The organism is Acidovorax sp. Root219, assembly GCF_001428665.1.
In the GTDB taxonomy this organism is placed as follows: domain Bacteria; phylum Pseudomonadota; class Gammaproteobacteria; order Burkholderiales; family Burkholderiaceae_C; genus Acidovorax.
Map to the genome: position 1 here is coordinate 300,575 of NZ_LMIJ01000046.1, position 18,010 is coordinate 318,584.

General features: G+C 67.4%; 18 protein-coding genes. 7 read left to right on the forward strand and 11 right to left on the reverse strand.

Annotated features, from left to right (window positions below; genetic code table 11):
* The coding region (locus tag ASE28_RS29845; RefSeq protein ID WP_057269640.1) for a hypothetical protein at nt 1-241 on the forward strand (241 nt) is incomplete at its 5' end.
* Nucleotides 242-388: 147 nt separating this feature from the next.
* On the opposite strand, the gene ASE28_RS29850 is transcribed toward ASE28_RS29845, so the two are convergent.
* Nucleotides 389-901 carry a GNAT family N-acetyltransferase gene (locus tag ASE28_RS29850; RefSeq protein ID WP_057269641.1) on the reverse strand — a complete coding sequence of 171 codons (513 nt, stop codon included), beginning with the start codon at nt 899-901 and terminating at the stop codon, nt 389-391.
* Between the two features lie 115 nt (nt 902-1,016).
* Between ASE28_RS29850 and ASE28_RS29855 the strand changes: the two genes are divergently transcribed.
* From ASE28_RS29855 to ASE28_RS29865, 3 genes are all read left to right on the forward strand, one after another.
* Nucleotides 1,017-1,886 (forward strand): thymidylate synthase, encoded by an 870-nt coding sequence (locus ASE28_RS29855; protein WP_057269676.1) that lies wholly within the window; start codon nt 1,017-1,019, stop codon nt 1,884-1,886.
* Between the two features lie 97 nt (nt 1,887-1,983).
* Complete coding sequence (locus ASE28_RS29860; protein ID WP_057269642.1) at nt 1,984-2,595, forward strand: DUF4337 domain-containing protein; 612 nt, start codon at nt 1,984-1,986, stop codon at nt 2,593-2,595.
* A gap of 29 nt (nt 2,596-2,624) precedes the next feature.
* Complete coding sequence (locus ASE28_RS29865) at nt 2,625-3,116, forward strand: dihydrofolate reductase (RefSeq protein WP_057269643.1); 492 nt, start codon at nt 2,625-2,627, stop codon at nt 3,114-3,116.
* A 30-nt stretch (nt 3,117-3,146) separates the two neighbouring features.
* On the opposite strand, the gene ASE28_RS29870 is transcribed toward ASE28_RS29865, so the two are convergent.
* Both ASE28_RS29870 and ASE28_RS29875 read right to left on the reverse strand, forming a co-directional pair.
* Nucleotides 3,147-3,515 carry a hypothetical protein gene (locus tag ASE28_RS29870; protein ID WP_057269644.1) on the reverse strand — a complete coding sequence of 123 codons (369 nt, stop codon included), beginning with the start codon at nt 3,513-3,515 and terminating at the stop codon, nt 3,147-3,149.
* A 277-nt stretch (nt 3,516-3,792) separates the two neighbouring features.
* The gene (locus tag ASE28_RS29875) at nt 3,793-7,962 is read right to left on the reverse strand and encodes an S-layer family protein (RefSeq protein WP_057269645.1); all 4,170 of its coding nucleotides are present in this window, start codon (nt 7,960-7,962) and stop codon (nt 3,793-3,795) included.
* Nucleotides 7,963-8,482: 520 nt separating this feature from the next.
* Here ASE28_RS29875 and xth point away from each other — a divergent pair.
* Nucleotides 8,483-9,259 carry an exodeoxyribonuclease III gene (xth, locus tag ASE28_RS29880; RefSeq protein ID WP_057269677.1) on the forward strand — a complete coding sequence of 259 codons (777 nt, stop codon included), beginning with the start codon at nt 8,483-8,485 and terminating at the stop codon, nt 9,257-9,259.
* A gap of 292 nt (nt 9,260-9,551) precedes the next feature.
* Here xth and ASE28_RS29885 read toward each other — a convergent pair whose 3' ends face one another.
* From ASE28_RS29885 to ASE28_RS29895, 3 genes are all read right to left on the reverse strand, one after another.
* Nucleotides 9,552-10,490, reverse strand: coding sequence for a PA2169 family four-helix-bundle protein (locus ASE28_RS29885; RefSeq protein ID WP_057205542.1), 939 nt, complete (start codon nt 10,488-10,490; stop codon nt 9,552-9,554).
* A gap of 188 nt (nt 10,491-10,678) precedes the next feature.
* Entirely contained in the window at nt 10,679-12,328 is a 1,650-nt protein-coding gene (locus tag ASE28_RS29890) for an FAD-dependent monooxygenase (RefSeq protein ID WP_057269646.1), read from the reverse strand.
* 11 nt (nt 12,329-12,339) lie between these two features.
* Nucleotides 12,340-13,338 (reverse strand): tripartite tricarboxylate transporter substrate binding protein, encoded by a 999-nt coding sequence (locus ASE28_RS29895; RefSeq protein ID WP_057269647.1) that lies wholly within the window; start codon nt 13,336-13,338, stop codon nt 12,340-12,342.
* A gap of 71 nt (nt 13,339-13,409) precedes the next feature.
* On the opposite strand from ASE28_RS29895, the gene ASE28_RS29900 reads away from it, so the two are divergent.
* A complete protein-coding gene (locus tag ASE28_RS29900) occupies nt 13,410-14,333 on the forward strand; it encodes a LysR family transcriptional regulator (RefSeq protein WP_082604390.1) in 924 nt (307 codons plus the stop codon).
* Here the strand turns inward: ASE28_RS29900 and ASE28_RS29905 are convergent.
* From ASE28_RS29905 to ASE28_RS29920, 4 genes are all read right to left on the reverse strand, one after another.
* A complete protein-coding gene (locus tag ASE28_RS29905; RefSeq protein ID WP_057269678.1) occupies nt 14,330-15,202 on the reverse strand; it encodes a DMT family transporter in 873 nt (290 codons plus the stop codon). The genes ASE28_RS29900 and ASE28_RS29905 overlap by 4 nt on opposite strands.
* Before the next feature lie 170 nt (nt 15,203-15,372).
* A complete protein-coding gene (locus ASE28_RS29910) occupies nt 15,373-15,594 on the reverse strand; it encodes a hypothetical protein (RefSeq protein ID WP_057269648.1) in 222 nt (73 codons plus the stop codon).
* The gene (locus tag ASE28_RS29915) at nt 15,591-16,034 is read right to left on the reverse strand and encodes a VOC family protein (protein ID WP_057269649.1); all 444 of its coding nucleotides are present in this window, start codon (nt 16,032-16,034) and stop codon (nt 15,591-15,593) included. Before ASE28_RS29915 ends, ASE28_RS29910 begins: the two co-directional genes overlap by 4 nt.
* Nucleotides 16,034-16,567: a helix-turn-helix domain-containing protein gene (locus ASE28_RS29920; RefSeq protein WP_057269650.1), complete on the reverse strand. Its 534-nt coding sequence runs from the start codon at nt 16,565-16,567 to the stop codon at nt 16,034-16,036. The genes ASE28_RS29915 and ASE28_RS29920 overlap by 1 nt, the downstream gene beginning before the upstream one ends.
* A gap of 116 nt (nt 16,568-16,683) precedes the next feature.
* Between ASE28_RS29920 and ASE28_RS29925 the strand changes: the two genes are divergently transcribed.
* Nucleotides 16,684-17,388: a class I SAM-dependent methyltransferase gene (locus ASE28_RS29925; protein ID WP_057269651.1), complete on the forward strand. Its 705-nt coding sequence runs from the start codon at nt 16,684-16,686 to the stop codon at nt 17,386-17,388.
* Between the two features lie 20 nt (nt 17,389-17,408).
* Here ASE28_RS29925 and ASE28_RS29930 read toward each other — a convergent pair whose 3' ends face one another.
* On the reverse strand, nt 17,409-17,894 hold the full coding sequence (locus ASE28_RS29930; RefSeq protein WP_057269652.1) for a GFA family protein: 486 nt from the start codon (nt 17,892-17,894) through the stop codon (nt 17,409-17,411).
* Between the last annotated feature and the right edge of the window lie 116 nt (nt 17,895-18,010).

An 18,010-nucleotide genomic window follows, 5' to 3' on the forward strand; every position in this document is an offset into this window, starting at 1 on the left:
CTTCGGTGCCCAGGCTGACGAAGCCGACGCTTCGCAGTTCGCCACGAAGTTCGAGACCAGCCGCACCCGTGTCGAAGTGGTGGCCGACGCTGCCACCGTGGCCAAGACCCGCAGCACCGAACCCGCTGGTTCGCGCGTGGTGTCTTACCAATCGACCGCCGACCGCGCTGCCGTGCAAGCCCAGGCTGCCGACGCCGTGCGCATGGGCAAGATCTCTTCGGGCGAACTCGGCTCGATGTAAGAGTTGCGGGCCTTCCCATGGTGGTGGCATCTCACGGTCGTGGGTGCCGCCACCATGTGGAAGTGTTTCCCCTGGTACTCGGGCCATGGCCCCTGTCGCCAACCCACAGCAAGGCCCTTCGGGGCCTTTGTTGTTTGCAGAAAAAGCTCAAGCCACCAGCGTCTTGAACATCACATGGGCATCCACATAGCCCAGCGTGCGGTGCCTGAAGGCGCCCGGCAGCGTGCCCACGACCGCAAAGCCCAGGTGCTGCCACAGCCGCACGGCGCGCACGTTGCTGGCCACCACGAGGTTGAACTGCATGGCCCGAAAGCCCATGGCCACGGCCTGCTGCTGGGAGTGTTCGCACATCAGCGAAGCCACGCCCAGACGTTGCGCGGCCGGCGCCACCACATAGCCACAGTTGCACACATGGGCGCCCAACCCGGTCTGGTTGGGCTTGATGAAATAGGTGCCCACAATTTCCCCGCCCACGCCGCAGGCGACGAAGGTGGTGGCAGGCAGTTCTACCCAGGCCCTGTGGATCTCGGCCTCGGTGCTGTCCGGTGCAAAGGAATACGTGTCCCCTGCCTGGAAGGTGGTGCGCAGGATGGGCCACACGGCGGGCCAGTCGGCGGCTTCGAGGGGACGGATGGTGACGGGCGCGGCAGAAGTTGTCATGGCAAAGTCGGAGTATGGGAGGCAGACGCCGCATTCTCCCGCTCCGCATAAAATCCGCAGTCGGCAATGGCCATCCCTTGATGACCACGCCCTCCCAACGCGAGTGATCGACCCCATGACCCAGCCTTCTGCCACCCTGGCAGCCACTGCCCAGCCCGCCCGCCCCGTGCGCTCCCAGTACGAGGACTTCATGCGCCATGTGTTCACGCACGGCGTGCACAAGTCCGACCGCACGGGCACGGGCACGACCAGCGTGTTCGGGCACCAGATGCGCTTCGACCTGAAAGAAGGCTTTCCGCTGGTCACCACCAAGAAGGTGCACCTGCGCTCCATCATCCAGGAGCTGCTGTGGTTCCTCACGGGGTCGAGCAACAACAACTGGCTCAAGGAGCGCGGCGTCACCATCTGGGACGAATGGGCACGCGAGGACGGCGACCTGGGGCCGGTGTACGGCGTTCAGTGGCGCAGTTGGCCCACGCCGGACGGCGGCCACATCGACCAGATCAGCGACGTCATCAAGACGCTGAAAACCAACCCCGACTCGCGCCGCATCATCGTGAGCGCCTGGAACGTGGCCGAGCTGAACAAGATGGCGCTCATGCCCTGCCACGCCTTCTTCCAGTTCTATGTGGCACCCGCGCAGGAGCCTGGTGGCCGCGGCACCCTGAGCTGCCAGTTGTACCAGCGCAGTGCCGACATCTTCCTCGGGGTGCCCTTCAACATCGCCAGCTATGCACTGCTGACCCACATGGTGGCCCAGCAGTGCGACCTGGACGTGGGCGATTTCATCTGGACCGGTGGCGACTGCCACGTCTACAGCAACCACCACGAGCAGGTGCAGACCCAGCTGGCACGCACGCCCTACCCCTACCCCACGCTGCACATCAAGCGCCGGCCAGACAGCATCTTCGACTACCAGTTCGAGGACTTCGAGGTGCTGGACTACCAGTGCCACCCCGCCATCAAGGCGCCCGTAGCGGTCTGATCCCTCTTCGCCCTCCTGCGATCCCTGCAGCGCAGGCGCCACGGTGCCCTGCCTGATCTCCCCTGTCTCCCTTCACGAACTACAAAGAGCACCCCCTATGTCTTCCGGCGGATTTCACGTACACGGCCCCCACGACCACGCAGTCGAGCATGCCACCCAGGGCCACGGCGACGACCACGCAGCGGGCCACGGCAAGGAGGGCGGCGGCTCGTCCATGAGCAAGATCGCGATGTTCACGGCCATCGTCGCCACGGTGGGCGCCATCTTCTCGTACATGGGCGGCGCCACACAGGCCAATGCCGGCCTGCTCAAGAACGACGCGGCCATCAAGAAGACAGAGGCCTCCAACCAGTGGAACTACTTCCAGTCCAAGAGCACCAAGCAGTCCCTGGCCGAGCTGGCCCGCGACCTGGCGTCCGATGACCGCAAGGCTGGCTACCAGACCAAGGTGGAGCGCTACGAGAGCGAGAAGAACGAGATCAAGGTCGCTGCGGAAAAGCTCGAGGCCGACAGCCACCAATTCGACCGCCAGAGCGAAGAGCAGATGCACCAGCACCACCGCTGGGCCCAGGCCACCACGGCGCTGCAGGTGGCGATCGCCCTGGCCGCGATTGCCCTGCTCACCCGCAAGAAGTGGCTGGAGTACGGCATGTACGGCGTGGCTGGCATTGGCCTCGTCGTGGGCGTGCTGGCAACCCTGCACATCTGACGAAGACCAGCGAAAACGAAGGAGCCGCCATGCCCGTGCACATGATCTACGCCCGCGCCGCCAACGGCGTGATCGGCAAGGACAACGTCCTGCCCTGGCACCTGCCCGAGGACATGGCGCGCTTCAAGTCGCTGACCCAGGGCTGCCCGGTCGTGATGGGCCGCAAGACCTGGGATTCGCTGCCGCCGCGCTTTCGACCGCTGCCGGGCCGCACGAACATCGTCATCACCCGCCAGGCCGACTGGCAGGTCGAGGGCGCCGTGCGCGCCGCCAGCCTGCAGGAGGCCCTGCAGCACGCGAGCGCCGGCCAGACAGTGTGGGTGATCGGCGGTGCCCAGGTCTACGCCGAAGCCCAGCCCCTGGCCGACCGCATTGAAGTCACCGAGATTGCGCAGGACTTCGAGGGCGACGCCCACGCGCCCGTGCTCGATGCCGGCTGGCACGAGACGGCGCGCAGCACGCACACCTCCAAGAACGGACTGCCCTACAGCTTCGTGACGCTGGAGCGACGCAAGGACTGAGCAGGCGAGCTCACTCTTGAGTGGACAGGCTCAGAACAGCTTGGCGCAGTTCACCGGCAGTTGGGCGGCCGTGCTTCCCTGCAGCACGCCCATGCTGCCGATCAGGTTGCCCTGGCTCACCGACAGCGTGAACGGCAGGTTGAAGCTGGTGGTGCCGGTGAACGACGAGGCCGTGGCCGTGCCCATGCCGTACCCATACAGGGCATTGCTGGGGCCCAGGGCCGCGATGGTGAACATCGACGGCCCGCTGGGCTGGCCGCTGACCGTGACGAACACGCCGGTGCCAGCCACCGCGCACTGGTAGACGCCGTCGAGCGGACCGCCTGCGGCCATGGCGGCGCCCGATGCGCCGGCCAGCACTGCGGACGCGACCAGGGTTCTGATGAATCTGCTGCTCATGTTTGCTTGTTCCTTGTTATTTTCGGGAGTCTGTGGCGAGGGGCAGCGTTCGCGCCGTCGCGCCCCGCTGTCTGAACCGCCAGGCGGCCAGAAGTTCACCGCCTGCCAGGCCCGCAAAAAAAAGCCCGCACGGAGGCGGGCAGCAACTTGCTTGTCGCAAGAGGGGATGCCGCTTGGAGGCCGGCTTGGAAATAATAGGCCGGTGCGGCCCGCGAGGCTGTGACGCGGAGCACAGCTTGCTGCGCATTGCCCACCACCCCAAGATGGTAAACCGGCCTCAGACGGTCGTACCCACCAGCGTGATGTCCACCAGGCGTGTGCTCATATGCCCATGGCCGTCGTCCAGGGTCACGGTGAACTGGTCGTGGCGCTGCTGGCCGCTGGCCAGCAGCGGGTCGATGGTCTGGTTGCCCACGGTATAGAGCCAGTTGACCTGGCCGGTGTGGCCGTCGGAACGCACCTGGGCGGTCAGCGTGCCCAGGGCGCCGGCTGTGGGCGTGACGCTCACGGTGTGCGCCGCAAAGGCCGGGTCCGCAAAGCTGAAACCGCCGGCCGTGGCCAGCGTGACGCTGGCATTGGTGCCGCCCAGGTCGGCCACCTTGCCGGGGGCGCTCCATTGGTAGCCCTGGTTGAAGCCCAGCGTGGCCGAAGCCACCTTCTGCAGCGCCACGGCCGTGGCCGGGTCGATGCCCAGGTCGCTCGCCACCTTGTCGCCCGCGCCCATTGACCGCGCATCCAGGCCGGTGAGCGTCTCGAACAGCACCAGGCCCGAGAGGTAGGAGCCGTACTTGCTCGCATGCAGGTTGTCGTCGTGCCACAGGTTGATCTTGCCGCCGCCGGACACGCTCGCTCCGCCCGTCTCCGTGTAGGGGTCGCGGATGGCCAGGCCGTTCTGCACGGCGCTCATGAACGCCGTGCCCACCGGCGCCACGCCCACGAAGTCGGGGTTGACGGCGGCCAGGTTGGCATAGGCACTCTGCAGGTCGGTGGTCATGCCCTCGAGCGTGAGGTAGTAGGCCGTGGCCTGGGTGTCCGACCGGCTGATGTCCCCCGTGCCCTCGTAGGCGCCGGCCCCATTGAGGGTGCGCGAGGTGAGCATGTCGTAGGCCCCGGCCACCATGTCGGGCCGCGCCCAGGTGGCATACAGGTACATGTCGGTCGACGTGTCGGCATTCGGGTTGCCCGCGATGGTGGTGCCGGGCTGCGTCGTGGTATCGGCCACCCCGGTGTGCACGAAGTTCTCGATCGCCGTGGCGTACTTCTGGAACTCGCCGATGTCGGCATTGGCACCCGAGGTGGTGGTGAGCGTCGCGTTGCCCGAGATGCCGAAATCCGATTTGGCCGAGTCGGTCGCGAAGTAGGTGGCCGTGCCGTCGGCCGTGAAATTCACTGTGAGCGCGGCGCTGGTGTCGCCGCTGCGCGTGAAGGTGTAGACCAGGTTCTGGCCGGCGTTCTCGTATACGCCTGCGGCCGAGCTCAGGCCCAGCGTCACATTGGGCAGGCTGGTGTCGGTGCCGGCCGCGAAGTCGTCGTTGACGATGGTGCCGGAGACGGCGCCCAGCGTGCCCAGGTTGTAGTCCGTGCCGGTGGCCGGGTGTGCCAGCGTGATGCGGACCCCCTCGTCGGCTTCCACGGTGCTGTCGGCGCGCGGGTCCAGCGTGATGCTGGCCGAGGTCTGGCCTGCCTTGATGGTGATGGTGCCCGTGTTGGACGTGAAGGAAACCGCGCCCGTGGTGGTTGCCGCGCCCGTATCGGCGCTGGTCGCAAAGCCACCGCCATTGGTGAAGCGATAGGGTGAAGTGCCTGCGCCTCCCGCAGCCGAGAACGCGCCGCTGGCGGTGTTGTACAGCTCCAGATCCTGGCTGGCAGACACCGTGTTCGAGACCGATGGCGACGTGCTGCCATCGCGGAAGGCGGTGAAACCCACGACCAGGTCGCTGGTCGTGGAGCCGGTGCGCGTGAAGGTGAAAACCAGGTTGGCCGTGCCATCCTCCGTCACCTGGCCGGGGCTGGCCGCCAGCGACACCGTGGCCAGGGCCGGGTTGGTGGCGGGCGCAGTGGGGTCGTCGTTGAGGAGGGTGGTACCCACCGCGGAGCTGGTGCCCACACGGTAGTTGCCTGCCGACGCGGCCAGCTTGAGCGCCAGGGTCTCGTCGTATTCCTTGGCCCCATCGGCCGTGGGCGTGATGACCAGGTTGGCCGTGGCGCTGCCCGCCGCGAAGGTGATGGAACCGGAGCCCGAGGGCAGCGGTTCGTCTGTCTGGTCCTGCAGCACCACGATCTCCCACTTCTGGCTGGCGATGTTGCCGCGCATGTCCCAGTTGGCGGCAGAGGAGTTCAGGTAGTGCCCCTTGAGCGTGGCCGCGTTGCGGGTGGACAGGGATACGTCGTAGCCCAGGCCCACCTGGTCGGCGAACTTGTCGAACAACCCCGCCACGCCGCCCCAGGGGTGCGGCTCGTAGAGGTTGGCACCGGTCAGGTTGGTGAAGCTCCCGCCATTGGCTGGTGAGGTCAGGTCGTGCACGCCGAAGGGGTTGGTCGCCGCGTCGTAGGTGTTGTACGACATGGCCGGGTCGATGCGTGCGAACGTGGCGCTGTTGCCCACGAACAGCACCGGGTTGAACACCGTGGCGATGTCCACGGCCGCTGCCGCGCCCTTGTTGCCGGCCGCGTCGCTGTAGCTGTCCTTGGCCACCACAATGTGCCCGCCCGCGTCGAGGTTGGCGGACGCCGTGGCCGTGAACGTGGCCGTGCGCACCAGGCCCGTGCCGCTCAGCGCGCCCAGCGTGCCGCCGGTGGCCGTGATGTCCGCGGCGGTGAAACTCGTGCCCGGGTCTTCGCTGAAGGTGAACGTGATGGTCGCGGTGCCGCCCGCCTTGAGCGCGGCGGCAGAACTGGTGATGGTCAAAACCGGGGCCTGCGTGTCCACCGGGCCTGGCGTCCCGCCGCCCGCGTCACCGCCGCCACCGGATGCCGGTGGCGGGTTGCCGCCCTGGCCGGCGGACACCCCAGGCGCCAGTTCACCCACGGCCTGCTGCTGCACCACCGCCGCGAAGGCAGCGCCCGTGAAACCATTGGCCGCCGCCTGGAAATTGCCCGTGGCCACCGAGCCCGCCGCATTGCTGGCCGCTGCAGCCACCTGGCCCAGCACGGCCACCGTGGTGGCGGCGCCGACCGCATCGTTGGCAGCATCCACCACCTTGCTGATGAGGTCCAGGCTGGTGGCATCCAGCCGCAGGCCATAGTCGCCCGCGGCATCCGCCACGATGGCGTACAGGAAGGCGGCGTCCGACAGGTTGGCCACGCCGCCGCTTGTCCCCGGCGCGCCTGCCAGGGCATCCGCCAGGGACGCAATCAGCGTGCCCGCTGCCGCGCCGGCCTGGCCCGCATGCGGCGTGGCCACGCCCGGCTGCCCCGCCTTGGCCTCGGCCGCATCCAGGGCGGCCGCGCCGATGCCAACCACGTTCACCAGGGCCACCGCCACCTTCTGGTAACCCAGCGCCACGGCCTTCTCGGCAGTGCTGGCACTGCTGCTGGCCAGCACGGCCAGCGGGTCGTAGGTCAACAGGTTGATGCCGGCCGGCAGGTTCAGCACCTTGGCGAGCAGGGCCATGGCCTGCTCCACCGTGGTGGTGGCACCACCTTTGTCCATCAGCGCCTGCACGAGGGTCGTGATGGGGTTCACCACCGTGCTGCCCGCCGGTGCGGTGAGCATTCCCTTGAAAGCCTTGTTGGTGAGCAGGTCGGTGCCGCCGGTGGCCACCAGCGTTCCCTGTGCGCTGGCCGGCAGCGTGAAGCCGCCTGCGCCATCGGTGGTGGTGGACCACTCGCCCGCATCGAGCCGGTGGTTGCCATTGGCGTCCGCAAACACGGTAGCGCCCTTGAGGTAGCCATCGGCCACATGGCCCTGGATGCCGGCGGCGGTGAGCCTGCCAGCCAGTGCCTGTACGCCGCTGATGCCCGCGGCCATGCTGGCATCCGTGGCGCCGATGCCCTGCAGCAGGGTGTGCACGGCCGCCGCCACGCCTTCCCCGGCGAACAGCGCGCCCTTGTTCTGGCTGGCCAGCGCGGTGTTGAAGGCGTTGGCCGCTTCGGCGCGGTGGTCCAGCGCGTTGTAGATGCCCACATCGGCGTTGACCAGGAAATCCATCAGTTTGGCCCAGGTGGTGAGGCCCTGCTCCAGCGCCAGCTGCGCCACGGCCAGCCCCCCTTCGGCCGAGAGCACCACCCCCAGGCCGTTGAGCGCCAATTGCTGCACCGTGGCCCCGACGCCCCGGCTGGCCGACATCTGCCCCATGGCCGCCTCGAACGCCGCCGCCACCCGGCCGTAGTTACCGTCGGCGGCCACCACCGCCTCGAACTCGGCGAGCAGACTGGCAGGTGCAGCGTTGCCAGTGGCGAGGATGAAGATTTGCTGCAGGACGTGGGATGCGTTTGGCGTAGACATGGCAATGCCCTTCCGGGGACGGAATACGAAGTGGGAGATTGAGAGCAAGGGCAAAGAGGCGCGAGGCCCGGCGGGCAGCCTCGGGCCGGTCGGGCAGCGGCGCAAACGCCCGCACCACCCGCAGCAAGAACGTGTCTACGTTCTACGGGCTTGGGCAGGCAGCGGTCTGCCCGGGAACGGGTGCATGGGAAAAGGCATCTGGCCTGCAGGGCCGGCGGGCAGAGCCGCGGCCGCCAGCGGCAGCGTGAAATCGAATGGCAAGGCTTGTCTCCAGCGTTTTATTTGTGCCAACGATAAGCCTGCAACTCCATGAAATCCAATAGTATTTTCAGGGCATCTGCATATGTCCTGCGTATGGAGCTTTCGCCGCACCCCACTCCCGCAGCGCTCCACTTTGCAGGGCGCTAGGCACCCCCCTGCCAATCGAGGATAGGATGCACCCCAGCGCGCCCACCGTGGTGGTGCAGCGGCGGCGGTGCCCCGCCATGGACGACTGAAAAAGCAAGGACCAATGATGGTGATGAAGATCGCGACCTGGAACGTCAATTCCCTTTCCGTGCGCCTGCCCCAGGTGCTGGCCTGGCTGGCCGCCAACCCGGTGGATGCCATCGGCCTGCAGGAGCTCAAGCTCACCGACGACAAGTTCCCGCACGACGCCTTCAAGGAGGCCGGCTACGAGGCCGTTGCCTTTGGCCAGAAGACCTACAACGGCGTCGCCATCCTGAGCCGCCACCCGCTGGCGGACGTGGTGCGCAACATCCCGGCGCATGCGGACGAGCAGGCGCGCGTCATCATCGCCACGCTGGACACGCCCACCGGCCCGCTGCGCCTGATCAACGGCTACTTCGTCAACGGCCAGGAACCCGGCTCGGAAAAGTTCGCCTACAAAATGCGCTGGCTGCAGGCCCTGCAGGACCTGGTGCGCGCCGAGATGGCGGCCCACCCGCGGCTGGCCCTGGTGGGCGACTTCAACGTGGCGCCCGAAGACCGCGACTCCTACGACCCGGTGGGCCTGCGCGAGACCATCCACCACACCTCCGAAGAGCGCAACCACTTCAAGGCGCTGCTGGAGCTGGGCCTCACGGACAGCTTCCGCATGTTCGAGCAGCCCGAGAAGATCTACTCGTGGTGGGACTACCGCATGCTGGGCTTCCAGAAGAACCGGGGGCTGCGCATCGACCATATCCTGGTGAGTGAAGCACTGCGCAGCAGCGTGACGGCCTGCGTGGTGGATCGCGCCCCGCGCAAGAACCCGCAGCCCAGCGACCACGCACCGGTGGTGGTGACGCTGGAATGATGGCAGGCGGGCGGCCACCGGTGCCATTGCACGGGCCGCCGTTCAGGGCCGGGCCAGCGCTGCAGAAAAGCTGTGGTGCGAAAACTTCCACGGCCCATCGCGCTGTTTTCTGAGCCCCAACGCACATCGCCGCCATGGGCAAAGCCCATGGCGGCGATGGCGGGGGAGCAACTGCGATGCCTTCTCTTTCAAAGCACGGCAATGCCCTCACGGATGCGGCTGGCCACTTCCCAGTCTGCCTGCGAACAGGAGGACTGGGATTCAGGCAAGCCGGCTGATCACGCGCAGATCATCAACGTGCGGGGTTGAAGCTGTCGCGCAGGGCCTTCACCTCGTCGTGGTTGCGTTGGGCACCATCGGCCTGGCGCTGTACCAGGGCACGCAGGTCCTGGGGCAGGTTGGCCTTCAAGGCCTTGCGGTAGCGGGCCACCGCAGCGTCTTCACCGCGCTCGCACTCTTCCAGCACGGCCTTGTCGTCCTGCGTGGAGAGCGCCGTCTTCACGGACACCCAGCCCCGGTGCAGTGCACCTGCCACGGTGCCGCCGCTAACGGGCTCGCCGCCGCGGGCGCGGATCTCGCGCTCCAGTTCGGCACCTGCGGCTGCGCATTCACGCGAGTGGCGTTGGAAGATGCCCTTGAGTTCGCCCGCATCGGCGTGTTCGGCGCTGGCGTGAAAGCCATACTCGCCGTCGCGGGCCGATTCCAGCAGATCGTTCAAGGTGTCGATCACGTCGTCGTTGTCGATCTCGCCAGTGACTTCCAGCGGCTGGCTGTTGTAGGCACGTTCGTAGGCAGCGCGGGTGGCGGGCTGAACATCCGTCCAGGCCAGGCCATCGTTGCCATGGCGGGCGCGCCAGTCATCGGCCAGACGGGGTTCGACGGCGTCGAAGTTGCCTTCATAGCGCCCCACCGAACTCCAACCCAGCTCATAGGCAGGGCGGTATTGGTCGTAGCTGCGGCCACCCACGTAATAGGGTTCACGGTGGTAGTTCTCGCGCCAGTAGGCGTCTTCGTTCGTGGGGTTGACGGCTTCGCCAGCAGCCTTGCCTGCAAGGCCACCGACCACAGCACCGGCAACCCCGCCGATGGCGGCGCCGACGGGACCGCCGAACGCCCCCGCAGCAGCACCGGCTGCAGCGCCGCCCATGGCAGCACCCACACCCGTACCCACGGGGTGGGCACCAGGTTCATTGGTCAGGGGATCGCGGTTGGCATCGTTGAAATCCGACATAAGAAGTCTCCGGTTGGTTGACAGTGACTTCATTGTGGTTGGCAGCTCTCGCCGCCAGGGTCGGCATGCAGAGGGTGCAGGTGTAGGACAGAGGGCCCCCCGCGCGTGCAGAGCCCCAGGCCATCCCGCCACTCGGCTGCAGGCGCTACCGAAGAGGCAACAACCTGCAACCAACGCGGCGCATGGGGTCAAACGGCGACCGTCTCCAAAAGCCCGCCAGCGGCACGCTCCAGCACCTCGCGGGCATGGGCCGCCGACATGCCGGCCTCGCTGCTGGTCCAGGCGACGAACTGGTCCGGGCGCACCAGCACCAGTTGCGCGCCGTAGCGTTCATGCTCGCCAGCGCCCTGCGCCTGAACCACGGTCAACGCCAGCGCCTTGGCCTCGGCGGCATCGAGAAAGGCCTGGACCGCCTGGGGATCGACGCCAAAGGCCAACAGGGAAAAGCCGGGGCCCAGTTCCTCGTAAACGTTCCTGCCCGAGGGCAGCACGGCAGGCGCCAGGTGGTGCCCAGGCCGCGCGTCAAAGCGGTGCGATCCCTTGGCGCTGCTGGTGCGGCCCTCGCAGCCCCAGACCACGCTTGAGCCCTCGTAGTGGGGCTCGAAGGCATGCACCTCGCCCACGGCGCCCTGGGCACGCGCATTCCAGGCGGTCTCGAAGGCGACAAGGTCGCGCGCCGGGTCGTGGGTGTCGAGGAACTCGCGGTCCGTGTCGATGGATTTGGCGATGAAGTCGCGCATTGTGGAGGCAAACACCGGCCGGCGCTCGCCGTCGTACGAATCGAGCAGGCGCTCACCACCCCAGCCCTGCAGCACGGCGGCCAGCTTCCAGCCCAGGTTGCGCGCATCCTCGAGCCCCGAGTTGACGCCATAGCCTCCGTAGGGCGGGTGGCTGTGCGCCGCATCGCCGGCGACGAAGACGCGGCCGTTGCGGTAGCTGTCGGCCAGCATGAAGCGCAGGTCCCAGAATCCGATGTGCTCGAACTCCACATCGAATTGAGCACCCACCGCTTCGTGCAGGTAGGCCGCAAAATCGAAGTTGTCCTTGGTCGTGCCTGGCGGCACGGGGGCGTGGAAGAACCAGGTGTTGCCCAGGTCCACCCGGCCAAAGAACTTCCAGTAGCCCTGGAGTTCGGGCTGCAGCACGTTGTAGTAGGACTTGCCGGGGTAGCGTTCGAGCAACTGGTGCAGGCCGGGCGAGCGGAACACCAGCAACACCATCATGCGGTCATGGTCGGTGCGGGTCTGGGTGATGCCCGCCTGCTCACGCACGACGGAGCGTGCGCCGTCCGACCCCACGGCATAGGCACTGCGCAGCACGCGTTCGCCGCTGCCACCACGCTCGGTGATGGTGACCGACACCCCGTCGGCATCCTGCACCACGGCCTTGGCCTCCCAGCCGTACACGGTCTGCACCGAGGGCAGTTCGGCCACACGGGCACGCAGCACCGCCTCCGTCGCGTACTGCGGCAGCCGCTCGTTGCCGGTGAAGTAATAGGGCTTGACCAGGTCGCGCTGCAGCCAGTCGTAGCTGTGGGGGCCCAGCAGCGTGCCGTGCGCCGTCAGGCCACCGATGCCGTATTCCACGGGGATGGTGCGGGCGGCACGCAGCTCCTTTTCGGCCCCCCAGAAATGGAAGTGCTCCATGGTCCGCTGGGTCAGGTTCTGTCCCTTGGGGATGGGCTGGGGCTGCTGGTAGCGCTCCACGACGATGGTACGCACGCCACGCTGGCCCAGCTCGATGGCCAGCCCCATGCCCACGGGCCCACCGCCGACGATGACCACCTCGGCGTCCTGCTGCTCTGCCATGGCCTGGTCCTTGTTGCTCATTGTGTTCATTGCTTTCTGGTTCATTCCGCGGTGATGCCCTGGGCCTTGATCAGGTCAGACCAGCGCTTGGCGTCTGCCGCCACGAGCTTCTTGAAGGCATCGGGCGTGCTGTGGGCGGGCGTCATGCCCTGGGTCTCGAAGGACTTGGCCACGGCAGGCGCCGCCAGCACCTCGCGCAGCTCGGTGTTCAGCCGGTCGACATAGGCGCGGGGCGTGCCGGCCGGGGCGAACACGCCGTACCACATGTCCACATTGAGGTCACCGAGCTTCAGGCTGTTCAGCGAAGGCACTTCGGGCAGCAGCGGATGGGGCGTTTCGGAGCTGATGGCCAGCGCCTTGAGCTTGCCCGCCTTCACATGCTGCAAGGCCACGTGGATGGGCAGGAACATCGCGTCGATCTGCCCGCCCAGCAGGTCGGTCACGGCAGGCGCCGTGCCCCGGTAGCTGATGTGCGTGAGCGAAATCTTCGCCCGGTTCTTGAGCAGCTCCATCGCCAGGTGGTGCGGCGTGCCCGCGCCGGGCGAGCCGTAGTTGAGCGCACCGGGCTTGGCCTTCGCGCGTTCGACCAGTTCCTTGAGCGACTGGATCTTCGAGCCCTCGCTGGCCACCAGCAGCAGTTGCCCCCAGCTCGTCTGGCCCACGGGCTGCAGATCGGTCAGGGGGTTGAAGCCCTGCTTGGGGTACAGCGCCATGTTCATCACCAGCGTGTTCACGCTGACCAGCAGCGTTGCGCCGTCGGCTGGCGCACGCACCACTTCCTGCGTACCGATGATCCCCGAGGCGCCCGCCTTGTTGTCGACGAAGAAGGGCCGCTTGAGCCGCTCGGACAGCGGGGCCGCGATCTGGCGCGCGATCAGGTCGATGCCCGTGCCAGGCGTGAACGGCACGACCAGGCGCACCGGCGTATCCGCACCACTGGCCTGCGCCCGGACCAGGGGCGCCGCCACCGTGGCCAGGGCGCCGAGCACCAGGCGCCTGCGTTGAAGGGAGGACGGCGGCAACGAAGTGGCAAGGGTCATGGCTTTGTCTCTTTGGAAGTTGGACCACAATTACAACGACAGTCTTGATTTGAATCAAACGGAAATTTCTGATGAATTCGTCAACAAAGCTGATGAATGTCAGCAGCCGCCAGCTGCACGCCTTTCTGGAGGTGACACGCCTGCAGAGCTTCGCCAAGGCGGCCGAGCAGGTGCATCTGTCGCCCTCGGGCATGAGCATGCTGGTCAAGGAGCTGGAGGAGCAGATGGGTGCGCGCCTTTTCAACCGCACCACGCGCTCGCTCACGCTCACCGATGCCGGCCGGCGGCTGCAGCCGGTGGCCGAGCGCATCGTCGGCGAGCTGCGCACGCTGGGTGCCGTGCTCGATGGCAGCGAGTCCGCCGTGCGCTCACGCCTGCTGGTGGCGGCCACGCCCATGATCTCGGCCAGCCTGCTGCCCGACGTGGTGCGCGGCTTTGCAGAGACGCATCCCCAGGTGCAGGTGCACTTGGCGGATGTCGAGGTGAGTACCGTGCGCCAGGAAGTGCTCGAAGGCGATGCCGACATCGGCTTCGGTTTCTTCGTCAAGCCGGCCGTGGGCCTGTCGCGCCAGCCCCTGTGCAAGTTCCGGCTCATGCGCATCAGCCCGCCCGGCGCAGGCAGCAGCGGTCTCGCGGAAAGCCTGCCCTGGAGCAGCCTCGCAGGCCTGCCCCTGGTGAGCCTGCCCTCGGGCAATCCGATCCAGGTGGTGATCGAAAAGCACCTGTCCCGCCTGGGCCGCACACACGAGGAACGCCCGCGCATGAACCTGCTGGGTACCATCATCGGCATGGTGCGCGCCGGCCGGGGCCACGCCATCATCCCCTCGTTCGCGATGGAGGAATGCCTGCGCCAGGGCCTCGGGGTGGCCATGCTGCGCGAGCCCGTGGCGCACCTGGACCTGTACCTGGTGTCGCGGCGCGGCACGCAGCCAAAGCCTGCAGCGCTGGCATTTGCGGCGGCGCTCAAGCGGGCCGCAGCGCGTCTACCCGGCTAGCGCCGCAAGGACGCGAGCAGCGCCGCCAGCAGGATCAGCGAGCCCCCCAGCACCGTGCGCGGCTCCAGCTGCGAGGCCGACAGCAGCACCGAGGACACGCTGGCGAACACCACCTCCGACAGCATCACCACGGCAGTGGTGCCCGCCGTCAGGCGCGAGGCGCCGAACTGCAGAGCCCAGTTGCCCAGCATCAGCACGCCCGACAGCAGCAGCCCGGTGACGGCCCAGGTGGCGTTGAAGGCGGGGAAGGGGTCCACCACCCCGAACTGCATACCGACAAAGGCCGCCAGCAGCGCCATCAGCATGCAGCCGCCGAACATGGCGAACATGCGCGCCTGCCCCGGCACGGCGTGCAGGCGGCGCACAGTCACGTTGACCAGGGCGAACATGAAACCGCCCATCAATGCCAGGCCATCGGCCATGGACAGGCCCTGTAGCAGGCTGGCAGGCGATGCGTCCCCGGGCAGCAGCACCAGGACCACGCCGGTGAAGGCCAGCAGCAGCCGCGCGATGGCCATGGGCGTGGGCCGCTCGCCCAGGATGCGCCAGGCCAGCAGCACCGCCCAGGCGGGCATGAGGTAGAACAGCAGGATCACGCGCACCACATCGCCCACCGTCACGGCCCAATTGAAGGCCACGTTGTTCAGGCCCGATGCCAGCGCCAGCAGCCACAGCCCCGGGTGCTGGCGCACCTGCGCGAGGATGCCCGGCCGCAGGGTCAGCAGGCCCAGCAGCACCACCGCATACATCGCGGCCGTGGCCCACAGCGGGTGCAGGCCCGCCCCATGCATCAACCGGAACGGCCACCAGGCCAGGCCCCATACGAAGGCATTGAACAGCAGGGCGAAGACGGGCAGCGGAGATTGCATGGGGCAGAAATGCAGAAGCACCAGTGCCGGCGCACCAGGCACCGGCAGCAGTCATGGCGATACGAAAACGGGACCGGGCGAGGCAAGGTCCGGCCTTGCTGCCGCGCGATTGTGCCGTTCATTGGCCGCACATGCCGGGCGACTGCCAGATGACCGTTCGGCTACGCCTGTCAGCCGTGGTGCGTGTTGGTTCGCCACCGCGCAAGGCAGGGCTGCACGAACAGGTACAGCCCAGTGAGCAGCAGCAGTGCCAGCGGTGCCAAGGGTGCATAGGTGACCCACGCGGGCGGGACACCCTGAGCCATGGCCACGAAGTTGGCAACGATGGTCAAGGTGAACACCATGGACACCCAGCGGTGGGTGCGCCGCAGCCAGAGCCCCAGGCCGTTCATAGCGGGGCCCCCTGGGCCAACTGGATGAGCTTCCAGCCGTTGCCCGCAGGATCGCGAAAGCCCGCATCGACATTGCCATAGCGGTCCACCGGCTCCTGCGTGAACTCCACGCCGCGCTCGCGCAACGTCGCACAGAGGGCACGGCAATCGGCCACATGCCAGACCAGGGGCGGCATGGCGCCCTTGGCCACCATGGCGCGCAGCGTCTGGGCCGTGGCTTCATCGTGCAGGGGCGCCCCCGGGGCGAACAGCCCGAGCTGGAACGAGGGCTGCTCCGGGTGCTGCACCGTGAGCCAGCGGTAGCTGCCATTGCGCACGTCCGTGTGCACGCGAAAGCCGAGCTGGTCCACATAGAAGGCCAGCGCCTTGTCCTGATGGTCCACGTACACGCCCACCACACCGATGCCCTGGGTGGGCGGGTCCATCATCGCTGTCGTCATCACTCGATCTCCTTGCTTGTCGAAGACCTGTTTGTACCGGCCGCTGCGCGGCGGCGCTTCTCCAAAACTGCGATCGTGAGGTCCGGCCGCTCTGCGGCCTTGAGGATGCACGCCGGCATGCTGGCGAGCGGCCCCACCTCGGCCCGTGCCTCCCGCCGCAGCACGCTGGGGCTTTTGCCGGTGATGTCGCGAAAGATGCGGCCAAACGTGCCCAAGCTCTCCCAGCCGGTGGCAAACGCGATGTCGGTGACAGGCCAGTCGGTGTCGCGCAGCAGGGTCGACGCCTGCTCGATGCGCCGCGTGAGCAGGTAGCGGTGCGGCGGAACGCCGAAGGCCTGCTTGAACGAGCGCGCAAAGTGCGCCTGCGAGACACCGCTCACCTCGGCCAATCGTTCCACGGGCCAGGCCTCTTGCGAGGCTGCGTCCATCCAGTCCTTGGCACGCAGCAGGCGCCGCAGCAGGGCCGGGTCCTGCAGGCTGCCCACGGCCGGCAGTACGGTAGTAAAGGTATCGGTTGTAGCGGGTGGAGTCATGGGTCCTCGGATCAGCGGTCCCATTGTCGGCGACCCATGCTGGCACCAGCCAGCGCTGGCTTGCAGCGAGCTCAACAAATATGCAACAATTAAAGTTACTTGAATTCCACGCAGCCATGTCTATGTCCTCCACCAGCGCCAACCCGAGCGCTCCGTTCGCCGATCCCCAGGCCGTCGCGTCCTATGCAGACCGCACCCGCCGCCTGGTGCCCGGCTCGGACGACCTGCAGAAAATGGCCGGCGTGCTGCTGGCCGAGCGTGCGCCGCCCCTGGCCAAGGTGCTTGTGGTCGGCGCGGGCGGGGGTGCGGAACTGGGCGTCTTCGCCCGGGCGCAGCCGCAGTGGCGCTTTGTGGGCGTGGACCCATCTGAGCCCATGCTGCAACTGGCGCAAAACACGCTCGGGCCGTTGGCGGCGCGCGTGGACTTTCACCACGGCTATGTGCACACCGCGCCTGCAGGCCCCTTCGATGCCGCGACCTGCCTGCTCACCCTGCATTTCTTGCCCTTGGATGAAAGGCTGGCCACCTTGCAGGCCATTCGCCAGCGCCTGCAGCCCGGCGCCCCCCTGGTGACAGCCCACCTGAGCTTTCCGCAGGCATCGCAGGCCGAGCGCAGCCATTGGCTCTCGCGCTATGCCGCCTTCGCCATCGCATCGGGCGTGGACCCTGAGGCCGCACGCCGGGCAGCCACCGCCATCGATACTGCCCTGCCCTTGCTCAGCCCGGACGAGGAGGAAGCGCTGCTGGAGCAGGCTGGCTTCAGCGGCATTCGCCTGTTCTATGCGGGGCTGGCGTTCAGGGGCTGGGTGGCCTATGCCTGAGGGAGCGAGCACAGCCCGAGCTACGCCTTGAGCCCATGCCGCTCATGCCACTCGGCCAGTGATTCGGCGGGAAACGCCTGGTAGTGCCTGTGGCCCTTGCCCTTGGGCACGTCGACCCAGTTGGCCACAAATTCGAGCATGCCCTCGACCAATTCCGGCGGCTTGGGCAGGGGGGTGTCGATGGCCGAGGCATGGGGATGGACCAGCTCGGGCCAGCGCGGATCCCACAGCCACAGGGCGCTGCCGCATTGCAGGCAGAACTTGCGCTCGGCCTTGGAGCGCCTGGCGCGCTGGCCCTCTTCGCGCATGACCGCATGGTAGGTGCCCAGGTGCCTGGCGCCCTGGACCTTGAGCGTACGTGCATCGCCGCCCAGGTTGATGGCGTAGCCGCCCCCGCCCGCCGTCTTGCGGCAGATGGAGCAGTGGCAGTGCATGAAGGGCACGGGACTGTCGGCTTTGAGCGAGAAGCGGACGGCGCGGCAATGGCAGGAGCCTTCGAGGTGCATGGCAGGTCCTCAGCTTTGGAGCAGGCCTCACAGCCTACACAGCCCTGCCGGCGCGACCTGTAGGAGCGCTGCGCATCCCCTGACAAGCAAAGAAAAAAGGGCTTCGGAACATGTCC

Bases quoted from the DNA above. Each gene is read 5' to 3' on its own strand.
- ASE28_RS29865 (WP_057269643.1), top strand. From the start codon at position 2,625: ATGCCCGTGCACATGATCTACGCCCGCGCCGCCAACGGCGTGATCGGC.
- ASE28_RS29905 (WP_057269678.1), bottom strand. From the start codon at position 15,202: ATGCAATCTCCGCTGCCCGTCTTCGCCCTGCTGTTCAATGCCTTCGTA.
- ASE28_RS29920 (WP_057269650.1), bottom strand. From the start codon at position 16,567: ATGACTCCACCCGCTACAACCGATACCTTTACTACCGTACTGCCGGCC.
- ASE28_RS29930 (WP_057269652.1), bottom strand. From the start codon at position 17,894: ATGCACCTCGAAGGCTCCTGCCATTGCCGCGCCGTCCGCTTCTCGCTC.
- ASE28_RS29870 (WP_057269644.1), bottom strand. From the start codon at position 3,515: ATGAGCAGCAGATTCATCAGAACCCTGGTCGCGTCCGCAGTGCTGGCC.
- xth (WP_057269677.1), top strand. From the start codon at position 8,483: ATGAAGATCGCGACCTGGAACGTCAATTCCCTTTCCGTGCGCCTGCCC.
- ASE28_RS29895 (WP_057269647.1), bottom strand. From the start codon at position 13,338: ATGACCCTTGCCACTTCGTTGCCGCCGTCCTCCCTTCAACGCAGGCGC.
- ASE28_RS29850 (WP_057269641.1), bottom strand. From the start codon at position 901: ATGACAACTTCTGCCGCGCCCGTCACCATCCGTCCCCTCGAAGCCGCC.
- ASE28_RS29925 (WP_057269651.1), top strand. From the start codon at position 16,684: ATGTCTATGTCCTCCACCAGCGCCAACCCGAGCGCTCCGTTCGCCGAT.
- ASE28_RS29900 (WP_082604390.1), top strand. From the start codon at position 13,410: ATGAATTCGTCAACAAAGCTGATGAATGTCAGCAGCCGCCAGCTGCAC.
- ASE28_RS29890 (WP_057269646.1), bottom strand. From the start codon at position 12,328: ATGAACACAATGAGCAACAAGGACCAGGCCATGGCAGAGCAGCAGGAC.
- ASE28_RS29885 (WP_057205542.1), bottom strand. From the start codon at position 10,490: ATGTCGGATTTCAACGATGCCAACCGCGATCCCCTGACCAATGAACCT.
- ASE28_RS29875 (WP_057269645.1), bottom strand. From the start codon at position 7,962: ATGTCTACGCCAAACGCATCCCACGTCCTGCAGCAAATCTTCATCCTC.
- ASE28_RS29860 (WP_057269642.1), top strand. From the start codon at position 1,984: ATGTCTTCCGGCGGATTTCACGTACACGGCCCCCACGACCACGCAGTC.
- ASE28_RS29855 (WP_057269676.1), top strand. From the start codon at position 1,017: ATGACCCAGCCTTCTGCCACCCTGGCAGCCACTGCCCAGCCCGCCCGC.
- ASE28_RS29915 (WP_057269649.1), bottom strand. From the start codon at position 16,034: ATGACGACAGCGATGATGGACCCGCCCACCCAGGGCATCGGTGTGGTG.
- ASE28_RS29910 (WP_057269648.1), bottom strand. From the start codon at position 15,594: ATGAACGGCCTGGGGCTCTGGCTGCGGCGCACCCACCGCTGGGTGTCC.